Origin of the sequence: Bacillus sp. 166amftsu (genome assembly GCF_900107445.1) — a bacterium.
In the GTDB taxonomy this organism is placed as follows: Bacteria; Bacillota; Bacilli; order Bacillales; family Bacillaceae_G; genus Bacillus_A; species Bacillus_A arachidis.
In genome coordinates this window covers 456,780-475,582 of sequence record NZ_FNQA01000002.1, presented here as the reverse complement: position 1 = coordinate 475,582, position 18,803 = coordinate 456,780, and the positions used below count along the sequence as shown (strand labels likewise).

Annotated in this window: 20 protein-coding genes; 6 read left to right on the top strand and 14 right to left on the bottom strand. The window is 35.1% G+C overall.

Features of this window, described 5'->3' with window-relative positions; genetic code table 11:
* Window positions 1-112: 112 nt before the first annotated feature.
* Window positions 113-292, bottom strand: coding sequence for a YozD family protein (locus BLV40_RS09200; RefSeq protein ID WP_003197525.1), 180 nt, complete (start codon window positions 290-292; stop codon window positions 113-115).
* Between the two features lie 157 nt (window positions 293-449).
* Between BLV40_RS09200 and BLV40_RS09195 the strand changes: the two genes are divergently transcribed.
* Window positions 450-587, top strand: a complete 138-nt coding sequence (locus tag BLV40_RS09195) for a DUF3930 family protein (protein WP_090689195.1) — start codon at window positions 450-452, stop codon at window positions 585-587.
* Here BLV40_RS09195 and BLV40_RS09190 read toward each other — a convergent pair whose 3' ends face one another.
* The 10 genes from BLV40_RS09190 to BLV40_RS09145 form a co-directional block, all read right to left on the bottom strand.
* Window positions 588-1,250 carry a hypothetical protein gene (locus BLV40_RS09190; RefSeq protein WP_026594342.1) on the bottom strand — a complete coding sequence of 221 codons (663 nt, stop codon included), beginning with the start codon at window positions 1,248-1,250 and terminating at the stop codon, window positions 588-590.
* A 167-nt stretch (window positions 1,251-1,417) separates the two neighbouring features.
* Window positions 1,418-1,633, bottom strand: a complete 216-nt coding sequence (locus BLV40_RS09185; RefSeq protein WP_090689193.1) for a YozE family protein — start codon at window positions 1,631-1,633, stop codon at window positions 1,418-1,420.
* Window positions 1,634-1,705: 72 nt separating this feature from the next.
* The gene (locus BLV40_RS09180) at window positions 1,706-1,978 is read right to left on the bottom strand and encodes a YokU family protein (RefSeq protein ID WP_017149664.1); all 273 of its coding nucleotides are present in this window, start codon (window positions 1,976-1,978) and stop codon (window positions 1,706-1,708) included.
* A complete protein-coding gene (gene ablA / locus BLV40_RS09175; RefSeq protein WP_090689191.1) occupies window positions 1,975-3,393 on the bottom strand; it encodes a lysine 2,3-aminomutase in 1,419 nt (472 codons plus the stop codon). The genes BLV40_RS09180 and ablA overlap by 4 nt, the downstream gene beginning before the upstream one ends.
* A 208-nt stretch (window positions 3,394-3,601) precedes the next feature.
* Complete coding sequence (locus tag BLV40_RS09170) at window positions 3,602-4,993, bottom strand: sigma-54 interaction domain-containing protein (RefSeq protein ID WP_090689187.1); 1,392 nt, start codon at window positions 4,991-4,993, stop codon at window positions 3,602-3,604.
* A gap of 222 nt (window positions 4,994-5,215) precedes the next feature.
* Window positions 5,216-6,067 carry a putative beta-lysine N-acetyltransferase gene (gene ablB / locus BLV40_RS09165; RefSeq protein ID WP_090689185.1) on the bottom strand — a complete coding sequence of 284 codons (852 nt, stop codon included), beginning with the start codon at window positions 6,065-6,067 and terminating at the stop codon, window positions 5,216-5,218.
* Window positions 6,064-7,332 carry a peptidase gene (locus tag BLV40_RS09160; RefSeq protein WP_026594337.1) on the bottom strand — a complete coding sequence of 423 codons (1,269 nt, stop codon included), beginning with the start codon at window positions 7,330-7,332 and terminating at the stop codon, window positions 6,064-6,066. Before BLV40_RS09160 ends, ablB begins: the two co-directional genes overlap by 4 nt.
* Before the next feature lie 16 nt (window positions 7,333-7,348).
* Window positions 7,349-8,011: a CoA transferase subunit B gene (locus tag BLV40_RS09155; RefSeq protein ID WP_026594336.1), complete on the bottom strand. Its 663-nt coding sequence runs from the start codon at window positions 8,009-8,011 to the stop codon at window positions 7,349-7,351.
* Complete coding sequence (locus BLV40_RS09150) at window positions 7,996-8,694, bottom strand: CoA transferase subunit A (RefSeq protein WP_026594335.1); 699 nt, start codon at window positions 8,692-8,694, stop codon at window positions 7,996-7,998. The genes BLV40_RS09155 and BLV40_RS09150 overlap by 16 nt, the downstream gene beginning before the upstream one ends.
* Window positions 8,691-10,001: an aspartate aminotransferase family protein gene (locus BLV40_RS09145; protein ID WP_026594334.1), complete on the bottom strand. Its 1,311-nt coding sequence runs from the start codon at window positions 9,999-10,001 to the stop codon at window positions 8,691-8,693. The genes BLV40_RS09150 and BLV40_RS09145 overlap by 4 nt, the downstream gene beginning before the upstream one ends.
* Before the next feature lie 971 nt (window positions 10,002-10,972).
* On the opposite strand from BLV40_RS09145, the gene BLV40_RS09140 reads away from it, so the two are divergent.
* Together BLV40_RS09140 and ugpC are read left to right on the top strand one after the other, a co-directional pair.
* Window positions 10,973-11,836: a PucR family transcriptional regulator gene (locus BLV40_RS09140; protein ID WP_026594333.1), complete on the top strand. Its 864-nt coding sequence runs from the start codon at window positions 10,973-10,975 to the stop codon at window positions 11,834-11,836.
* A gap of 101 nt (window positions 11,837-11,937) precedes the next feature.
* On the top strand, window positions 11,938-13,041 hold the full coding sequence (gene ugpC, locus BLV40_RS09135; RefSeq protein ID WP_026594332.1) for an ABC transporter ATP-binding protein: 1,104 nt from the start codon (window positions 11,938-11,940) through the stop codon (window positions 13,039-13,041).
* A gap of 514 nt (window positions 13,042-13,555) precedes the next feature.
* Here the strand turns inward: ugpC and BLV40_RS09130 are convergent.
* Complete coding sequence (locus BLV40_RS09130; RefSeq protein ID WP_035415787.1) at window positions 13,556-13,693, bottom strand: YjcZ family sporulation protein; 138 nt, start codon at window positions 13,691-13,693, stop codon at window positions 13,556-13,558.
* 251 nt (window positions 13,694-13,944) lie between these two features.
* Here BLV40_RS09130 and BLV40_RS09125 point away from each other — a divergent pair, with 251 nt between their 5' ends.
* Window positions 13,945-14,694: a DUF4397 domain-containing protein gene (locus tag BLV40_RS09125; RefSeq protein WP_090689182.1), complete on the top strand. Its 750-nt coding sequence runs from the start codon at window positions 13,945-13,947 to the stop codon at window positions 14,692-14,694.
* A 40-nt stretch (window positions 14,695-14,734) separates the two neighbouring features.
* Here the strand turns inward: BLV40_RS09125 and BLV40_RS09120 are convergent, their stop codons facing one another.
* On the bottom strand, window positions 14,735-15,868 hold the full coding sequence (locus tag BLV40_RS09120) for a BA2291 family sporulation histidine kinase (RefSeq protein WP_090689179.1): 1,134 nt from the start codon (window positions 15,866-15,868) through the stop codon (window positions 14,735-14,737).
* 179 nt (window positions 15,869-16,047) lie between these two features.
* Here BLV40_RS09120 and BLV40_RS09115 point away from each other — a divergent pair, with 179 nt between their 5' ends.
* Window positions 16,048-16,440: a YueI family protein gene (locus tag BLV40_RS09115; protein ID WP_090689176.1), complete on the top strand. Its 393-nt coding sequence runs from the start codon at window positions 16,048-16,050 to the stop codon at window positions 16,438-16,440.
* 57 nt (window positions 16,441-16,497) lie between these two features.
* On the opposite strand, the gene BLV40_RS09110 is transcribed toward BLV40_RS09115, so the two are convergent.
* Window positions 16,498-17,832, bottom strand: a complete 1,335-nt coding sequence (locus tag BLV40_RS09110) for a hemolysin family protein (RefSeq protein WP_035415785.1) — start codon at window positions 17,830-17,832, stop codon at window positions 16,498-16,500.
* Between the two features lie 384 nt (window positions 17,833-18,216).
* Between BLV40_RS09110 and racA the strand changes: the two genes are divergently transcribed.
* The gene (racA, locus tag BLV40_RS09105) at window positions 18,217-18,705 is read left to right on the top strand and encodes a chromosome-anchoring protein RacA (protein ID WP_090689172.1); all 489 of its coding nucleotides are present in this window, start codon (window positions 18,217-18,219) and stop codon (window positions 18,703-18,705) included.
* The last annotated feature ends 98 nt before the right edge of the window (window positions 18,706-18,803 follow it).

The following is an 18,803-nucleotide window of genomic DNA, read 5'->3' as shown; positions in this document are numbered from 1 at the left end:
TGTTTAAAATTTTCTTTTTATTATACCAATAATAATCTTTTATGTTTGTGACAAGTTTGTAAAGAAATGATTTTGAAGTGTAAAAAACGACGGGTTTTTCCCGTCGTTACTTTCACCCTTCATCCTCATCAAACACTTCATCAATCATACATTTTTCTAGTAAATACTCAAATGTAATATCAGCGAGATCTTCAATCTCTTCTCGCTTTGGTACATACCCTCTCTCTATTAGTTGCTCATAAAAAAACTCCGCAATTTCTTCCGTATCAATTACGACCTCAATTTCCTTCATGAGCATCACTCCTTTATTTCTGTTTTATGAAGGAATTTCAAAATTATGTATACGAGATTAGAAAAATAGATTTTCTTTTCCATATCATATTTGTCAGTCATATTGACTCGTCTTACAGCATACGATGTAGTACAAGCTATTTGAAGGGGGAAATAAAATGGAACAAAGAAAAGAAGAGTTCATGCATGAAGATAAATGGGCAGACTCTGTCATCAAAGGGCTTATTATTTTTTTAACAATTGTAGGTATACCTTACACAACTTATATTTTTGTTCAGTTCCTTCTTGCTTTCTAGTTATTTTTTCTCTGTTAGTTTAACTAAATAATTATGAACGACATCCATTACAATTTTATATTCTTCATCTTGAAATGTTTCATATAATAATTGATAGTCATTATAAATATCTAATAATCCATCAATAATTTCTTGTCTGCTCGTTTTAATACTTACCTTTTTGGAATTATTGATTGACTTCAATTTTCCAAGATCTAATTTATTCATCCCTGCTTTATCTTGTTTCATTTTTTTCAAGATGGCATTAGCCGTTTGTGCATTCGCAAGCAATGTTAAATCTGATTCATCAGCCTCTAACCACTCACCATCTGTGATTCTCGACAATTCATATATTGTATCTTCCCATGCATCATTTTTATATCGCCACACTTCTGTACGAAATCCAACGATACGAAAGACATCTTTATCATAACCCGTAACTTGAACAAGATCACCGAACGTAAAATGATATCGTAATTCAATCCATTCTGTTTCACCTTTTTTCATTTCTTGTTCCGTGACATGTTGAAGTGTTTGTTCCACATAATATCCATCATGATTATTAACTTCATATACATAAACTCCATCTAACATTTTCATATTTGTGATTTTACCAACAGTTCCATATAGTGTAATCACGACTATATCTCCTACATTATATTTAGGTTGTTTTTTTCTTGCCATTTATATCTCTCCTTTTTAAAGTCGTGATTTTTGATAACAGTATATGCAAAGGATTAAAAAACGCTTATCACATGAGCTTATATTCAAAAATTTTTCCAATAAAAAATACATCACTTTTTATAGAGTGATGTACTAGTGCAGATATATTTGTAGTATATGTTTGCTCGTTATCTTTCTTGTATGTATAGCTCCCATGCTTCATCAAAAATAGACATACTATCCAGTAATCCACTTAATTCTAAATACGAACTAATTTCATCGTAATCTTCTGATTGCTTCGGAAAACTTATATCGTCATACATAGCTTCAGCAAAATCCGATATTTCATTTTTGATTAAAGACGCACGATGCTTCATCATATAGTGATAAAATGACTTTTTCAAAAATATTCCCTACCTTTCTAACTTGGATACATTATACAAGGGGAAAAAGAAAAAAACCAGCATAATCGCTGGTTAAAAGTCAAAATAATTTCTTTTTAGTAGACGTGGGCGCTCCATTAACTCTTCATATGTTAATTGTTTTGGTAAATCTTTTGTATAAATTAAAAACAACTGATCTTCTATTTCTTTTACAACATGATCAGGCTGATAGTCCATTCCACATGATGAGCAAGAAATACATGGTGTCTTTTGAATTTCAATGGCTTTTGTACCATCTGGCAATTCCCAATATACAGTATTCAGACTTTCTTTCGCCTCTGTACTGTCACACCACATACAATTCATACTGCGTCACCCTCAGCTTCTGTATTTTCTTCTAATTTCGCCATTTGAGCTTGGTATTTTTTATCTTTTAACTGATCACGCTTATCACGTTTATCCTTTAAGGAAGAATGTGTTTCATTTGTTTCATAGTCTTTGCGGCGATTCATACGTTGCAAATCATCCGGAACAAGATTGAATTTCTTATCACTCATCAACCCTGCTACACCGATATCAGAGCGTTTTTCTTCATAAGTTGGATAAATCTCTTTAAAATAACCTTCAGCTCTTCCTGGCACATAATTTTCTGGTTCTGGATACGTTGTAATAACACCTTCAAAGTTACGAAGAACAACCTTATCCGCACTTTGTGAAATTAAATAATTTGGCTGAAGCGCAATTTTTCCGCCTCCACCTGGGGCATCGACAACGAATGTTGGCACTGCATAACCAGATGTATGTCCACGTAGTCCCTCAATAATTTCTAATCCTTTGGAAACCGGTGCACGGAAGTGACCAATACCTTCTGATAAATCACATTGATAAATATAATACGGACGAACACGAATTTTAACTAAATCATGCATCAGCTTTTTCATAATTGGTACACTGTCGTTAATTCCTGCTAAAATTACCGCTTGGTTTCCAATTGGCACACCAGCATTTGCAAGCATTTCACATGCTAGTTTTGATTCTTCCGTAATTTCAATAGAAGTATTAAAATGTGTATTTAACCATACTGGGTGATATTTTTTAATAATGTTACATAGATTTTCTGTAATACGTTGTGGGAATACAACTGGTGCTCTCGTTCCAATACGGATAATTTCCACATGCGGAATTGCTCGTAAGTTCTTTAATACGTATTCTAAAATTTTATCATTAATAAGAAGACCGTCACCACCAGAGATTAAAACATCACGCACTTGTGGTGTTTCACGAATATAAGCAATAGCATCATCTAATTGTTTTTTCGGAACACCCATTCCAATTTGTCCACTAAAACGACGACGTGTACAATAACGACAATACATAGAACATTGATTTGTAACTAGAAATAACACGCGGTCTGGATAACGATGTGTTAAGCCTGGAACTGGTGAATCTTCATCTTCATGAAGCGGATCTTCTAAATCATACTTTGTTTTATATAATTCTTCCGAAATCGGTACAGATTGCATCCGAATCGGACAGCGTGGATCATCAGGATTCATAAGAGAAGCATAGTACGGTGTAATATTTAACGGAATTGTTTTCGTTGAAATTTTAACACCTTCTTCTTCTTCTGGTGTCAAATTAATCACTTTCTTTAAATCATCTAACGTTTTGATCGTATTCGTTAATTGCCAAACCCAATCATTCCATTGCTCTTCTGTAACATCTTTCCATAATTCGATCTCTTTCCAGTGACGATTTGGTTTGTATACATCATGTAACATTGCTATTCCCCCTTTTTTTACGCTCGCCATTTATATAAGCAATAATTATGCCAACTATACATTTTCAAGAAGTGGTGACGAAAGATACCCTATTATATAAGAAAAAAATATTTTTTTATTTTAAATGGCGCTCGATTCAATACAATATTCGTTACTTTCTGTATATGTAAGCGCTCTTTTTTTGGTGCAAACACTCAAAAACCGCCGATTATTCGGCGGTTTTGTCATACTTGTTTAATTTATACTGCAATGTTTGCCTTGGAATACCTAATAGCTTAGCAGCTTGCAAAATATTCCCATCCGTTTCCACTAACGCTCGATCGATTAATTCTTTTTCTGTTTGATGCAGTGCCTCACGTAATGGCAGAATAGACTTCTTCTTTTTCCTTAACTCTACTTCTTTTCGAAATGTTCGGGGTAAACAACTAACTGTTAATGAACCTCCTTCTGCAATAATTACAGCATGTTCAATCGTGTGCTTTAACTCCCTTACATTTCCAGGCCAATGATAGGCTAATAATCTTTCCTTCGTCTCATTGTCAATATGCAGTACCTCTTTTTTATATTCTTTGTTATAGTCTCTTAAAAAGTAAGACGCTAACAATAATACATCTTCTTTTCGCTCACGAAGCGGTGGAATATATAACGAAAATACATTTAAACGATAATATAAATCGGTACGAATTTTATTTTCACGCAAACATATCTCTGGCGGCTGATTCATCGCAGTAATGACACGTACATCCACTTTTCTCGTTTTACTATCACCGATGCGACGAATTACTCCATCCTCTAATGCGCGTAGCATTTTCGCCTGCAGATCAAGAGGCATTGAATTTAATTCATCTAAAAATAATGTCCCTCCATCTGCAAGTTCAAATAACCCCGCACGTTCAATAGCTCCAGTATAACTCCCTTTAGTTGTCCCAAATAATAGACTTTCTAGTAATGACTCTGGAAGAGCTGCACAGTTTTGGGCAATAAACGGTTTGTTTTTACGGTTTGAAGCCTCATGAATCGCTTGTACAAATAGTTCTTTTCCTGTTCCTGTTTCTCCGTATATTAAAACATTTGCATTTGTTGGAGCTACCTTTTGCGCTAAATCTTTTGTTTGTTTAAAGCGAAAATCATTCGTCACAATTGTATTAAAAGCAACATGTTTTTTTGTTACCTTCTTCCTAGAAGATCGTTTCATTTTCGATTGCAAATCAACAATTGTATCCGTTAATTTTTGAATCGTTGAGTAATCTTTTGCAATTTCAACAGCACCCGCAATTTTATCTTCTATAAAAATAGGTAATGTGGTATTTACAGTACAGACATCTTCACCATTTAAATTTTGATAACGCTGTACTTGATGTAAAATCGGCTTTTGTGTATCTAGAACTTTCATAAGTGTACTCGTTTCCCTTGATAAAGACGGGAATGCTTCTAATAAATGCTTCCCTAATACATTCTCAATCTTGGACCCATCGTGTTTTGCAGCAACAGTATTATAAAAAATTGTAATACCATTTTCATCCACCGCATGAATCGCTTCATCAATACTGCCCAAAATCGCTTCAATGACTTCTTGTGTCGAAACTGCCAGCAATGTCATCCCTCCTCCTGCTAAAAATTCAGCAAATTATATGCCGAATTTCTGGCACCCCTGTGCGCGATTATAAGCATGACGATTCCGTTCTATTTTTCTATTTATTTCATATTACTACTTTCCCGCCAACAAGGGATAAAGTACAACTTGAATCAGTGGGTTAATCATCCCCCACTAATGATTAACCCGCTCCAATTAGACACTCTGAACTTTCAAGTAAAGAACTTACTACCCATTCATGCGAGATAAATCTTTTACCCATACATTCATATCTTCTAATTTATCAAAAATATAACAATTATTTGCTAGCCTTCCTGTGTATGTATATCCTAGCTGATGAAAAGCTGCATTCATGCCAAATGAAAGTGAACGTGCAATTGTGTAAGAACAAAAGATTGCTCTCTCTTGTAATTCTTCTTCTAACTTAATGAGTAAACTTTTCATAAGTCCATGTTTTCGATATTCCGGTAAAGTTGCACAATTCGTTAATTCTGCATTACCTTCTTTCACATTCATTTCTGCTGAAGCAGTGCTAATAATACGCCCTTCTGATTCATACACATAATAAATTGTATCTTCTTTCATCGTCTGAACAATATAGTCTGCTTCATTTAACGGTGTCGGATAAATTTCAAATACTTTTCCAAACACACTTGCCAATTCTTCTGCGTCTGCCTCTGTCGCTTTTCTTAGGATAAATTTCTCTGGAACTTGCTTCTCCTTTACTTCCTTTTCTCTCACACCATTTATAATATGATCCTCTTCAGCCCACTGAATACTATTTCGTCTTTCATCATCACGATATTTCACGAAAAAGTATGCATCATGTCCTTGAAAATAATGTGGAATTGTCGCTTCTAATAAAAAGCCAAAAGAGAGCCAAGTCGAAACATGCTCTCCCTTTCCTTTTATAATGCATTTAGTGAAAGAATGCTTCTCTGCTAATTCTTCTATTTTTTGCATAAGACTTTCTACATTTCCTGTATAATGCTCTACCCGAATACGTTTATTAAAATAATCTAGCGCTCCTTCTACAGTATAGTAGTTTGTCTGTTCTCTAAATGATTCATAATATTTCATTTTTTCACCTCGCACCAGTCTAGTAATGTGCATGCAATAATTTTTGCTGCGGCAATCATTTTATCCACTTCAATGTACTCATTTGGATAGTGGGCTACCTTTGTCTCTCCTGGTCCAAATATAATAGTTGGGATTTCTGCGATTTGTGTAAACAAACCACCATCTGTCCCCCATGGTGCAGCTTCTACAATTGGATTTCTTCCTTCAATTTGAGCAAAATTATCTTGAAGTGTTGTAATGAGTACATGCTCCTCATCTAATTCACCTGGAACCCATCTTGCCCCAAACCATTCTACCTCTACTGGATATTCTTCGAACCATGGATCTACATTCTTTAATTGCCCTATCCAATTTTCAAATTCTTCTTTTACAGCCTCTATCGTCTCATTCGGTGCAACTCCACATCTTCCTTCTAAAATCAACGAATCTGGTACGGAGCTTGGCCAGCTACCACCTTCAATTTTCCCAACATTGATTGGAACAGGGATTGGAATTTCTTTATATAACGGGTCTGTAATTCGTTCATTTCTTTTCTGTTCTAATTGTCTCAAATGCTCAACAACAAACATGCTTTTTTCAATCGCACTAACTCCTTCATAACGAGTCCCACCATGCGCTGCTTTCCCTTTCACATGCAGGCGAAACCACATTGACCCTTGTTGCTTCGGGAAAAACTTCATATTTGTTGGTTCTGGAATGATAACCCCATCCGCCTTATACCCTCGCAAAATTGTTGCTAAAGTACCTGCTCCACCGCTCTCTTCTTCTATTACACTTTGAAAATAAATATCTCCTTTTAATTCAATACCCAGTTCTATAATTGCCTCCATTGCCAACATAAGAGCCACATTTCCGCCCTTCATATCCGTTGTTCCACGACCGTATATGCGATTCCCTACTTTCTCACCACTATATGGATGGTGTTCCCACTGATTCACATCACCTTCTGGTACAACATCAATGTGTCCATTTAAAATCATTGATTTTCCATCGCCGCTTCCTTTTAGTGTCGCAACGATATTTGGGCTATCTGAAAAATTCGTTCTTGGAGATACAAAATACGGATGATCTTTCATTTTTGTAAAAGAAGGCTCCCAAATATCAAGATCTAAACCTAATTCACGTAGCTTTTCAATGACAATTGCTTGCGCGCCGCTCTCATCTCCAGATACACTTTTTTCTTGAATTAATCGTTTTAAGAACTTTACACTTTCTCCTTCATGACTTTCAATATAATCACACACTTGTTTTTTTAATTGCTCCATATTTGTTAGCTCCCCCTCATTCAATCACAAGTAAATTAGAACTCACATGAAAAGATGCCTCCGTATTTTGTTTTACATCCTCAACTGTATAAGGACTCATTAGCTCTTGTAGTATTAATCCTTCAGATGTAACTTCTATTACAGCCATATCTGTAATAATTAAATCCACGCACTTTTTCGACGTTAATGGAAGCGTACATTCTGAAACAACTTTTGCATTTCCATACTTATCAACGTGATTCATCACAACAACAACCCGTTTTGCTTTTTGCGCTAAATCCATCGCTCCGCCAATACCAGGAACCCGTTTCCCCGGAACAATCCAATTTGCTAAATCTCCTTTTTCACTTACTTGCAGTGAACCAAGTATTGTCACATCAAGCAAGCCTTTTCTAATCATTCCAAATGCTGTGCAGCTATCAAAATAACTTGCTCCTGTAATGAGTGACGTCGGCAATCCAGCCGCATTACACAAATTTTCATCTTCATTTCCTTTACTTGGCGTTGGCCCCATTCCAACGATGCCGTTTTCCGCATGGAACATAACATGTATATCTTCTGGTAAATGGTTAGGTACAAGAGAAGGAATACCAATCCCTAAATTAACAATCATTCCATTTTGAATCTCTTTCGCAGCACGCCTTGCAATCTTATCTCTTACTTCTACTCCCATACCCATTTCCAATTCACTCCTTCCGACGGTACAATATAATCTACAAAAACACCTGGAACAACAATTTCCTCAGGATCTAAACTCCCAAGTGGTACGATTTCTTCTGCCTCAACAATTGTAATATCTCCAGCCATCGCAACATGCGGATTCATGTTACGAGCACTTTTATCAAACACAAGATTCCCAAACGGATCCGCCTTCTTCGCATATACAATCGATACCTCTGCAGTTAAAGCTGTTTCCGCTAAATATGTTTTTCCGTTCATCTCAATTGTTCGCTTTCCTTCCTCCACAATCGTATCTACGCCGACATCGACAAGAATCCCGCCAAGTCCAACACCACCAGCGCGAATCCTTTCTGCTAGCGTTCCCTGAGGTGAAAACTCAATATGTAATCGCCCCTCATTTAACTGTCTTCCTGCATTTGGATTTGAACCAATATGTGAAGTAATTAATGATTTTACTCGCTCTTTTGTTACAAGGCGGCCAATCCCTACATCTGGAAACCCTGTATCATTTCCAATTAAATGTAAATTTGAAATTTCTTTATCTACAATAGCCTGTATTAATGATGGAGGAGAGCCAATTCCGCCAAATCCCCCAAACATTAACGTCATATCATCATGAAATAGCGAGATAACGTCTTCAATTTCTTTTAATTTTCCAAATGTATTTGTAATGGTTGTCATACGACACTGTGACCTCCTTTTTGCATCATCTCTTCCACACTTTTCGCAAAAATCTCAAGTAATTCATCTAACTCGGAATATGTAGTTGTCATCGGCGGTGCAATAAGCAACGCACTATCCTCTTTTCCTGCTTGCCCTGATACAGCTTGATATAAAAGAAGTCCATTTTTCGCCGCGACTGAAATGAGTTCAGACGCTTTTGTAAACGGTTGCAATTCTACTCCAATCAAGAATCCTTTTCCGCGCACATCTGCAATAATTGTCGATTGCTGCTGAACTTTTTGCAAACCTTTTATTAAATATTCTCCTTTTTCTGCTGTTTTCTCAGGCAGGTTATGTTTCTCCATGTATTCAATAACCGCTAAAGCTGTCGCGGCTGACAATGGATTGGCACTAAGCGTATGCCCGCTCATCACAGAGCGTGACCCTCTTAAAATCGGTTCCATCACACGGTCACTCACAACCGTCGCGGCCATCGGTGTATAACCAGCACCTAGTCCCTTTCCTAGCGTCATGATGTCCGGCTCCACACCCCAGTGCTCCATCGCAAACCAAGATCCAGTACGTCCAAGACCTGTCATAACTTCATCAGCAATCAATAAAATATCATAATGACTGCAAATATCTTTAATGACCTTATAATATTCTTTCGGTGGTACAATTGCACCGCCTGCCGCGCCAATAATCGGTTCCGCTATAAAAGCCGCAATATGTTCTGCACCAATTCGCTCAATTGCTCGTTCTAGCTCAGTCGCGCAAGAAAGCTGACACGTCGGATATACTTTCTGCACCGGACAACGGAAACAATATGGTGCTGGTACAGTTGGGTAATCTTCTAAAATAGATACAAATCGCTGACGACGAAGTGGATGCCCCGACATTGATAAAGCTCCCATTGTAATACCATGATAACTCATCCAGCGTGACAAAATTTTATGTTTTCCTTGAATACCGCGCTCTTGAAAATGTTGAATCGCAATTTTCATAGCCGTTTCATTTGCTTCCGTACCACTATTCACAAAGAAACTCCAGTTTAAATCTCCTACACTTAAATCGCTTAACTTCTTTGCTAACTTCTCAGCTGGTTCGCTCGTAAACTGTGAGCGATACACAAAAGCAATCTCCTCTGCCTGCTTTCTAATCACTTCCGCAATCTCTGTTACGCCATGTCCGATACCTGCCGTAATCGCTCCTGACGAACCATCAAAATATTTGTTACCATTTTGATCATACAAGTACACACCTTTTCCATGTGAAATCATTGGATACGGCTGACCAACAAGTGGCTTAATTAAGTAATCGCGCATAGCGCTCCCCCATTTCTCCAATTTGTATATATATATGAAGAAAATTGACGTTTCTTTCATAAAAAAGAATCCTCTGCAAGCGCAGTGAATTTATCAAAAAACTATTATAAAATATACAAATGATTGCTAAAAATTAAAATAAAAAAATGAAAATTCAGAAACACAACAAAAGACTAACCTTTTATCCTTCTTAAAAAATCCTCCCCCCCTATAAAAAACATGCCTAAAAAATATACTACCTAATTATTTTTTCACCATACCATCAGCTTCGCTCAATTGCTGACATTGTGTAAACTTCGACGAAACTCCCGTCAATTTCCTTCCTATTTATTTAGTTTAGCCGTCATATTTTTCAACAAAATTAGACAAATTTTTCAAAAAGAAACCTCCTATGATTACTCAATCATAGGAGGTTCCTTTCATATATTTATTTTTAAAATTTTCGTCATCTATTTATTTCTATTAAAAAACATGCTTTTATTGCATTTTACAAAATATTTTTTACTGAGAAAAAACAAATTTGCTAATCCTCTGTATGAGGTTTCTCCTCTTACAGAGCACCTCCATCTATAGCACTCTCCCAACATGATTGTGTAACGCTGCTAGAACAATATTTATCTTTTTTGATAGATGTTCATCACCGCGTGTTACAACCTTTCTTCAAGTTGTTTCAAAAATAATTCACCTTGTTCAGTGATCACGACCTCAATAATAATGAATTTGGGAGTGAACTACACACCACTTAACACCCTTTCTCACCGCAACTACATTCTTCTCCATGATATATTGTTATATAAATAACACATTAAATCATGATATCATGTTGTCATTACCATTTGTTATGGAGTATTCCATTACAGTTTTTTCTTCCGCGATCAATTTTCTGATTATTCTCAAAATTTACAGGCGTTTTTATTCATAGCTGAATAATATAATTCTATTTATCTCATAAAAAGAAAAGGAGTGTTCCTATGATTCAACAATTAAAAACATATTACGGTAAAGATATAAAGATTAATGAAGCCGTATTGTCTGAAGAGTATAGGTGGTTTTTATTTGAAGGAAACAAAGTAGGGATTCGTAAATCCCGCTTACACCAAAAGGAATGTCAATTACTTTCATCAATCTTAACACCCATTCATACTGATACAATGTATAAAACAGAAAAAGAAAAGTCTTGGTATGAAGCGTTATATCAAAATAAGGATATTCCTATCGTGTCTGTTCGTTTCTTACATTTTTTCACAAATCAATCTATAGTAGAAAGAGAAGAGTTTCAAGATGCTTTAGAATCCATGTTTTCTTTCTCCACTACAACGATATGGGAAACTTCTCAAGCAGGCGTTCTCGTCTTAGAAGAAGATATATCGGAATCTATATTACAAATAGCCCTTGATACATTAGAAGCAGATTTTTTTATATCTCTATCCTTCTTTATTGGAAGACACTATACGCAAACAAATGAAATTGCTCGTCTGTATCAATGGGAGCGAAATTTATTTTCTTTTCTTTCTCCCTATTTATCCAATAAAATTACACACATTGAACAACTACTCCCCTATCAATTACTAATCTCATTACCAAAAGAAGAAAGAGAAAAGTACACGTATCAATTATTAGCACACATTTTAAATGACAAAGAGCTAATCGATAGTGTTAAAGTATTCTTCCAATGTAATTTAAATGTATCACTTGCAGCGAAACAATTATATTTGCATCGCAATACCTTGCAGTATCGAATTGATAAATTCATTGAGAAAACGGGAATTAATATCAAAACATTTGAAGGCGCTGTAGCAGTTTATATGGCATTTCTTTCTTTAGGCATCTCATAAACTTGCATAAAAACCTATCATTTTTTTGTGCAACCTGCCAATTTACCTACACTCTTAAAAAACTTATAATTCAATTAATTCAAAAAAAGGAGTGAGTAATCTTGGCAGAACTTGTATTGGATCATATTTTTAAAGTTTATGATAATAAAACAACTGCTGTTTCTGACTTTAATTTACATATTGAAGATAAAGAGTTTATCGTATTTGTCGGTCCTTCTGGATGCGGAAAATCAACAACTCTACGTATGATTGCGGGTCTAGAAGACATTTCTGATGGTTCATTTTATATTGATGGAGAACGTATGAATGATGTTGCGCCAAAAGATCGCGACATTGCGATGGTATTTCAAAATTACGCACTATACCCACATATGTCTGTTTATGATAATATGGCGTTTGGCTTGAAACTACGCAAACTTCCAAAAGATGAAATTAATCGCCGCGTAACAGAGGCTGCGAAAGTCTTAGGACTTGAAGATTACTTAAAACGAAAACCAAAGGCATTATCAGGTGGACAACGCCAACGTGTTGCATTGGGAAGAGCTATCGTTCGTGACGCAAAAGTGTTTTTAATGGATGAACCTCTATCCAATTTAGACGCAAAATTGCGCGTAAGTATGCGTTCTGAAATCTCTAAACTTCATCGCCGGTTAAACACGACTACTATCTATGTAACACATGATCAAACAGAAGCAATGACAATGGCATCACGCCTTGTTGTTATGAAAGATGGTGTCATCCAGCAAGTTGGTACGCCAAAAGAAGTATATGATGCTCCTGAAAACATTTTTGTTGGTGGATTCATTGGTTCTCCAGCTATGAATTTCTTTACTGGAACATTAAAAGATAACTATTTTCATATCGAAAACATTCGTTTTAGAATACCAGATGGCCAACTAAAATCATTAAAGAAAAAAGGATATAATGGAAAAGAAATCATACTCGGTATTCGTCCCGAAGACATTCATGATGAACCAATTGTTCTTCAATCTTCTCCTGAATCAACTGTCGAAATTACAGTTGAAGTCGCTGAATTATTAGGTGCTGAGACGATGATTCATGGAAAACTTGCAAGTCAAAACTTTGTTGCACGAATCAACGCTCGTTCAGAAATTAAAGCTACCGATAAGCTTCCGTTAGCTTTTAGTTTAACGAAAGCACACTTTTTCGATGTTGATACAGAACAACGTATACAAAATCAATAGATATATTTGATTATAGTATAAACCATTTTTCTTCCTGTCCTTTCTGTACGATTTACCTAAGAAAGGGCAGGAAGATTCTTTTTGATATTTTATTTTTTTACAAGTATTATATTTAATCCTTTTCATTTTTTATTGCAAACACCTAACGCTCCTCTTATGTTTCATTTCCATTAACTTTTTTAGCTATCCCTTCTTTATCTCGTTATTCGCGAGCAGTAAGGCTCTACCCTAATGTGCAACATAGATACAACCTTATGTAATCTTACACATACTTCCATTCAATGTAATTTCAAATTTTTAAGTACATATTTAACAATTAATTTCACAGCTTTTGGATAACCTTTACCATCGTTAGTTTATCCCACTGCAACTTCTACATTTATTCTTTTGTGTTAAAATGTCGCAAGACCTCGTGTTCCAACTGATATTTGAACTACGAGTTTATATGAAAATAAAAAAGAAGGAACCGATTAACGATCATTAACCAGTTCAGCATGACGCCCTTTATCGGTGATTATCGAACCCAACATGCCCCAATAATGATTAGTAAAATAAATAATACAACAACCAACGCAAATCCAGAACCTGTACCGCAACCTCCGCCGCCATAACCGTATCCACAGTAACTACCAGGATATCCATATCCCCACATAATTTGTTTCACTCCCTCCGCCACTTAAAAATTAATTTTCCTTAATAAATTATGTAGGCCAACTATCACTTTGTATGTGCGTTTGCCTATAAATCAAAAAATCCCTAGCTCAGCTAGAGATTTTTATATGCGTAAAATGTATGACATCACATACAACATCCGGTCCCGTTTTCATTTTCCGAATCATTTTTGTTGCATAAGCTCGTTTCCGAAATGCATATAGTGATAGTGATAAAAAAGGAGGAATTTACATGGCTCAACCTGAAATTGAAAAATATGGACAAGAAGCAGTCCTGTATGAACAACTTGCTCGTTACTATCAATATACCAATCCCAAAAAATACATGGAATTATATATGAAATATCATAGTGCGATTACCAAACTCGTATATGCGTATGAAAAACGTGATTCTCAAGAGGCAACATTGCCATCCTATATGAGAATATTTCACGCTTCTCCTCATACACCAGCTATTGATTTTTTAGTAAACGGACAGAAGGTAATTAAAAACATTTCTTTCAAACAATACAGCCCTTATTTGTCTTTAGCTCAAGGGCAGTACCGAGTTGATCTTGTTCCTGTTGGTAGCGAAACACCTATTTTCTCAGCACTTGTTCCTATGATGGGCAACCACTCCTATACGCTTGCAGCAATTAGTACTGATACACATATACAATTGCAACCAATGCTTGATAATACACCTTTACAATCTGGTCAAGCAAAAATAAGGTTTTCACATTTTTCACCTGATACTCCTGCTGTTCACATATCTATAAAAGGTGGGGATCATTTATTTGAAAATGTCTTATTTAAACAAATAACAGATTATTTACAGGTGAGCCCTGGAACAGCTGATATTGAGATCTCTCTTGCTGATACTAAAGAGGTTCTTATAACCATTCCAGATGTCAAAGTAAAGCCAAACACAATTTATACATTCTCATTAGTAGGCTATTCGAATCAATCTCCAAAGTTAGAAGCAGTGATTCTTACAAATTAGAAATTCTACACCATCCCCGTTGGTGTAGAATTTTTTCTCTTTACTTTTGAAATGAAATTTGAAATTCTGTCCATTCTGTATTAGAGTGACATGTAATTAATCCATTATGCTTCTCAACAATTTGTTTACATACAAATAAACCGATACCCGTTCCTAATTTCTTTGTCGTGACAAATGGTTCAAAAATCGTTTCAATACTTTCTGCTGGGATCATTGGGCCATTATTTTTAATAACGATATGAATCCTTTCTTCCTCTTCACATACATCGATAATAATTTTACGATTTTCTTTAATCACTTCGAGAGCATCGATTGAGTTCATTAAAATATTTAGAAAAACTTGTCTCACTTCACTACGGTATCCCATAAATGAAATAGGATACGGTAAGTTTTTTTCAATTGAAACATTCGTATTAACTAAACTTGGATATAAGAAATGAATAATTTCATGAAACAAATCATTTAGCCAAAATCGCTCAGACTCATTCCACATTTCTTTTTTTGAAACGAGTAAAAATTGCGAAATACGAAAATTTAATTGATCCAATTCATGTGAAATAATATCCAAATATGATAAATTCGGATGATCTAATTTCAATAATTTCACAAACCCCATAATTGAGGTTAATGGATTTCGAAACTCATGAACAAAACTAGCTGACATTTGTCCTAAAATCGTCAACCTTTCTTTATGTGTTTCATTTATATATTGCTGTTTTTCTTCTAAATTTCTCGATATAATTTCCGAATATTTTAAAACCGTATAATAAATCAATCTGTCAAAACAAGTATGTATTTTTGTTATAATTGGTTTTAGCTCACGAGCCTTTACATCTAATTCGCACATTGCTTCAAATAGTTCATTTCTTCCTACATTCGCGTTATAAACAAAATCTCCAATATTTGCGTCTGCCCCCGCCCGCTCAATTGCCATTTTTTCACATAACGGTTGTAGAAGAGTTATATCCCTTTCTTCCATAATAAGTTCGACAATTAACTCTAATACATTCTCACCGTTTCGTGTTACTTCTTGTTTAAATGGATCTTCTTCGGAGATTATCATTTTGTTTTTCCAGTTCTCTACGAATTGATGCCTATTGTTTTTCAAGTGCGAACAAAATACTTCTTTAATATCCTTATCGATTGGAAAAACCCCCATTTCCTCCATTTCCATGCGACGAATACCCTATATATTTTGAATATTAACACAAAAAACAGATTTCGTTAAGAGATTGTTGTCACATTTTGTTAATTTCTGTTGATAAAGTTAATTTGAATATGGTATTTGAAATGACTTTTTTTTGCATACTTTTCATTTCTTGCGTACAATAAGATATGAAAGGTGTGAAAAATATGGTAAATAAAAATGTGGATGATTATCTCCAAGAAGGCATTCATGGCCAAAAGCAAAACAAACCAGAAGAACGCAATATGTACTTAAACACATTGCGTGAGCGTGTAGAAATCGCTTTAACGATCGGTCAAGTGATGCGAAGCAACGTTTATACTGAAGTAGCTAACAGTATGCGCACTTCTCAATCATTACAGCTATTTGTAAACGGCAGCATCTCTTACCCACATTTATCAAAATACATTAAATTAGCAAACGAAAAAAATGTACCTTTTACAATCGTTCAAAATAAAGGTACACATACACCAATTGGTTTAGTTCTTGCACACAGTACAGCGGTAGATAAAGAACAAATTTATGTTGAAGATACTATTTTTAAACAAGAGATGGAATAATACACTATAACCAAAAGGTACACTTGCTTAAACAGCAAGTGTACCTTTTGTTATTTTTTAAGAACTTACCTGTTCCTGTAATGATATTGGCTGCTCGGTTTCTGAAATTAGAATGGGAACTACTCGCTTTGTCACTTCTATTTGCTTAATGTAGTGACCATCCAATTCCTTAACACAAAAATTATAATCTTCAATTTCAACAATGTCACCTTCTGAGATTTCTAAGTGCTTTGTTAAAATCCATCCACCTATTGTATCAACGTCATCATCATCAATTGATAAACCTAATAATGTATTTACTTCGCTAACAAGTACTTTTCCTTCAAGAATTGTTTTCGTTTCACTAATATGTTGAATTTCTGGTTTTTCATCTATATCAAATTCATCTTGAATATCACCAACAATTTCCTCTAATATATCTTCAACCGTTACAAGACCTGATGTCCCACCATATTCATCAATTAATATAGCAATATGTGTACGCTCTCGTTGCATTTTTAGAAATAAATCATGAACTGCTATCGATTCAATGACAAGTATAATGGGGCGAATATACTGCTGCACTGTTTCTTTACTAAAAGCACCATGTTTCACAAAATCTGTGAAAATATCTTTAAAGTTTACAAAACCAATAACATGATCCTTATCCCCATCAACAACTGGGTATCTTGTATATTTCTCATTGGACATTTTTTGCAATGCTTCTTTAACAGACATATCTTTATCTAAAATGTGCATTTCTGTCCGCGGGACCATAATTTCTTTTGCAATACGATCATCAAATTCAAAAATTTTATTTACATATTTAAATTCAGATTGATTAATTTCTCCATTCTTATAGCTTTCTGACACTAATAACCGTAATTCTTCTTCTGAATGGACTCCCTCGTGCTCTTTTGCAGTCTGTAAACCGAATATTTTTGTTACATATCGAGCTGAACCATTTAAAAGCCATATGAATGGAAAAGCAATTCGATAAAAGAAAATAAGCGGTTTCACAACAAGTAAGCTCACTTGTTCTGCTTTTTGAATTGCCAATGTTTTGGGTGCTAATTCTCCCACAACAACATGGAAAAAAGTAATGAACATAAACACTAGAGTCACAGCTAAAACATCAGCAACCTGGGGAGGCACTTCCCATCTTGCAAAAAGCGAGTCAAACATGTGCTTTATCGCCGGTTTTCCTAACCATCCAAGTCCAAGAGCTGTAACTGTAATCCCTAATTGACAAGCTGATAAATACTCGTCTAAGTTTGTAATGACTGTTTTCACAGAAGCTGCACGTTTATTCCCTTCTGCAATTAAAAAATCGATGCGTGAACTTCTTACTTTCACAATTGCAAATTCAGCCGCAACGAAAAATGCAGTTAAGGCAATCAAAACAATCACCATACTTATACTATATATGTCCAAATACGTTTCCTTACTTACCCTGTAAGCAAGGAAGCCACCTCCTACTAAATTTATTCAAACGAAAAAGCTCTTCTTATCATCTTACAAGTTTCTACATTCGCTATCACCTTTTTATACATTATATGCATACATAAAGAGGATATTTATATTTATGATAATCTAATTATCTTCTTTCCGTCAAACAGGAGTAATTTCTAAAAAGAGACATTTTTTTCTCTTTTTAGAAATATTTATATGTTAAAAAACTAATTTTCGTGAAAAAACACTTTCTTTGCCGATTCCTCACTTCTTTTGTCATCCATGCAGGGAAGAGGCTTAGTACCTCGAAATCATTCAACAGGATATATATAGGAGGGATTTACCTTGGAATATAAAACACCCATTATTGCGAAAAAGTTAGGTGTTAGCCCAAAGGCAGTGGTTCGGATTGCACAACAATTGAATCTCAACATAGAAAAAAACAAATACGGTCATTTTATTTTTACTCAAGACGACTTAGATACAATGTTAGAGTTTCATCGTTCTCAAATAGAACAACCTTCATCCCCAGCTACCATTTCACAAGTAGAACCGTCAATTGGTTTTGATCAACTTGTTACACAATTAAATACAATTACACACCGTTTAAATCGTATAGAAGAACAACTGCATGATAAAGCAGATGATGTCGTCAATTACCAATTGCTACAACATCGCAGAGAAATGGAAGAAATGATGGATAGAATTCAAAAATTAGAAGCTGCCCTTGAGAAAAAAGAACAAATATACATTACACCTGATATCACGCCAACATATGAACGAGAAGAAAAGCCGAAACGTCGTAAAATGATTTTAAGTATATTCGGATTTTAGTTCTTTCCCAATCGTGTGTTCGCGCATGAAAATTGACTCCCCCCGGTCAATTTTCATGCGCTTTTTTACTTATTCTTATCGGTGCGAAGAATACGGCG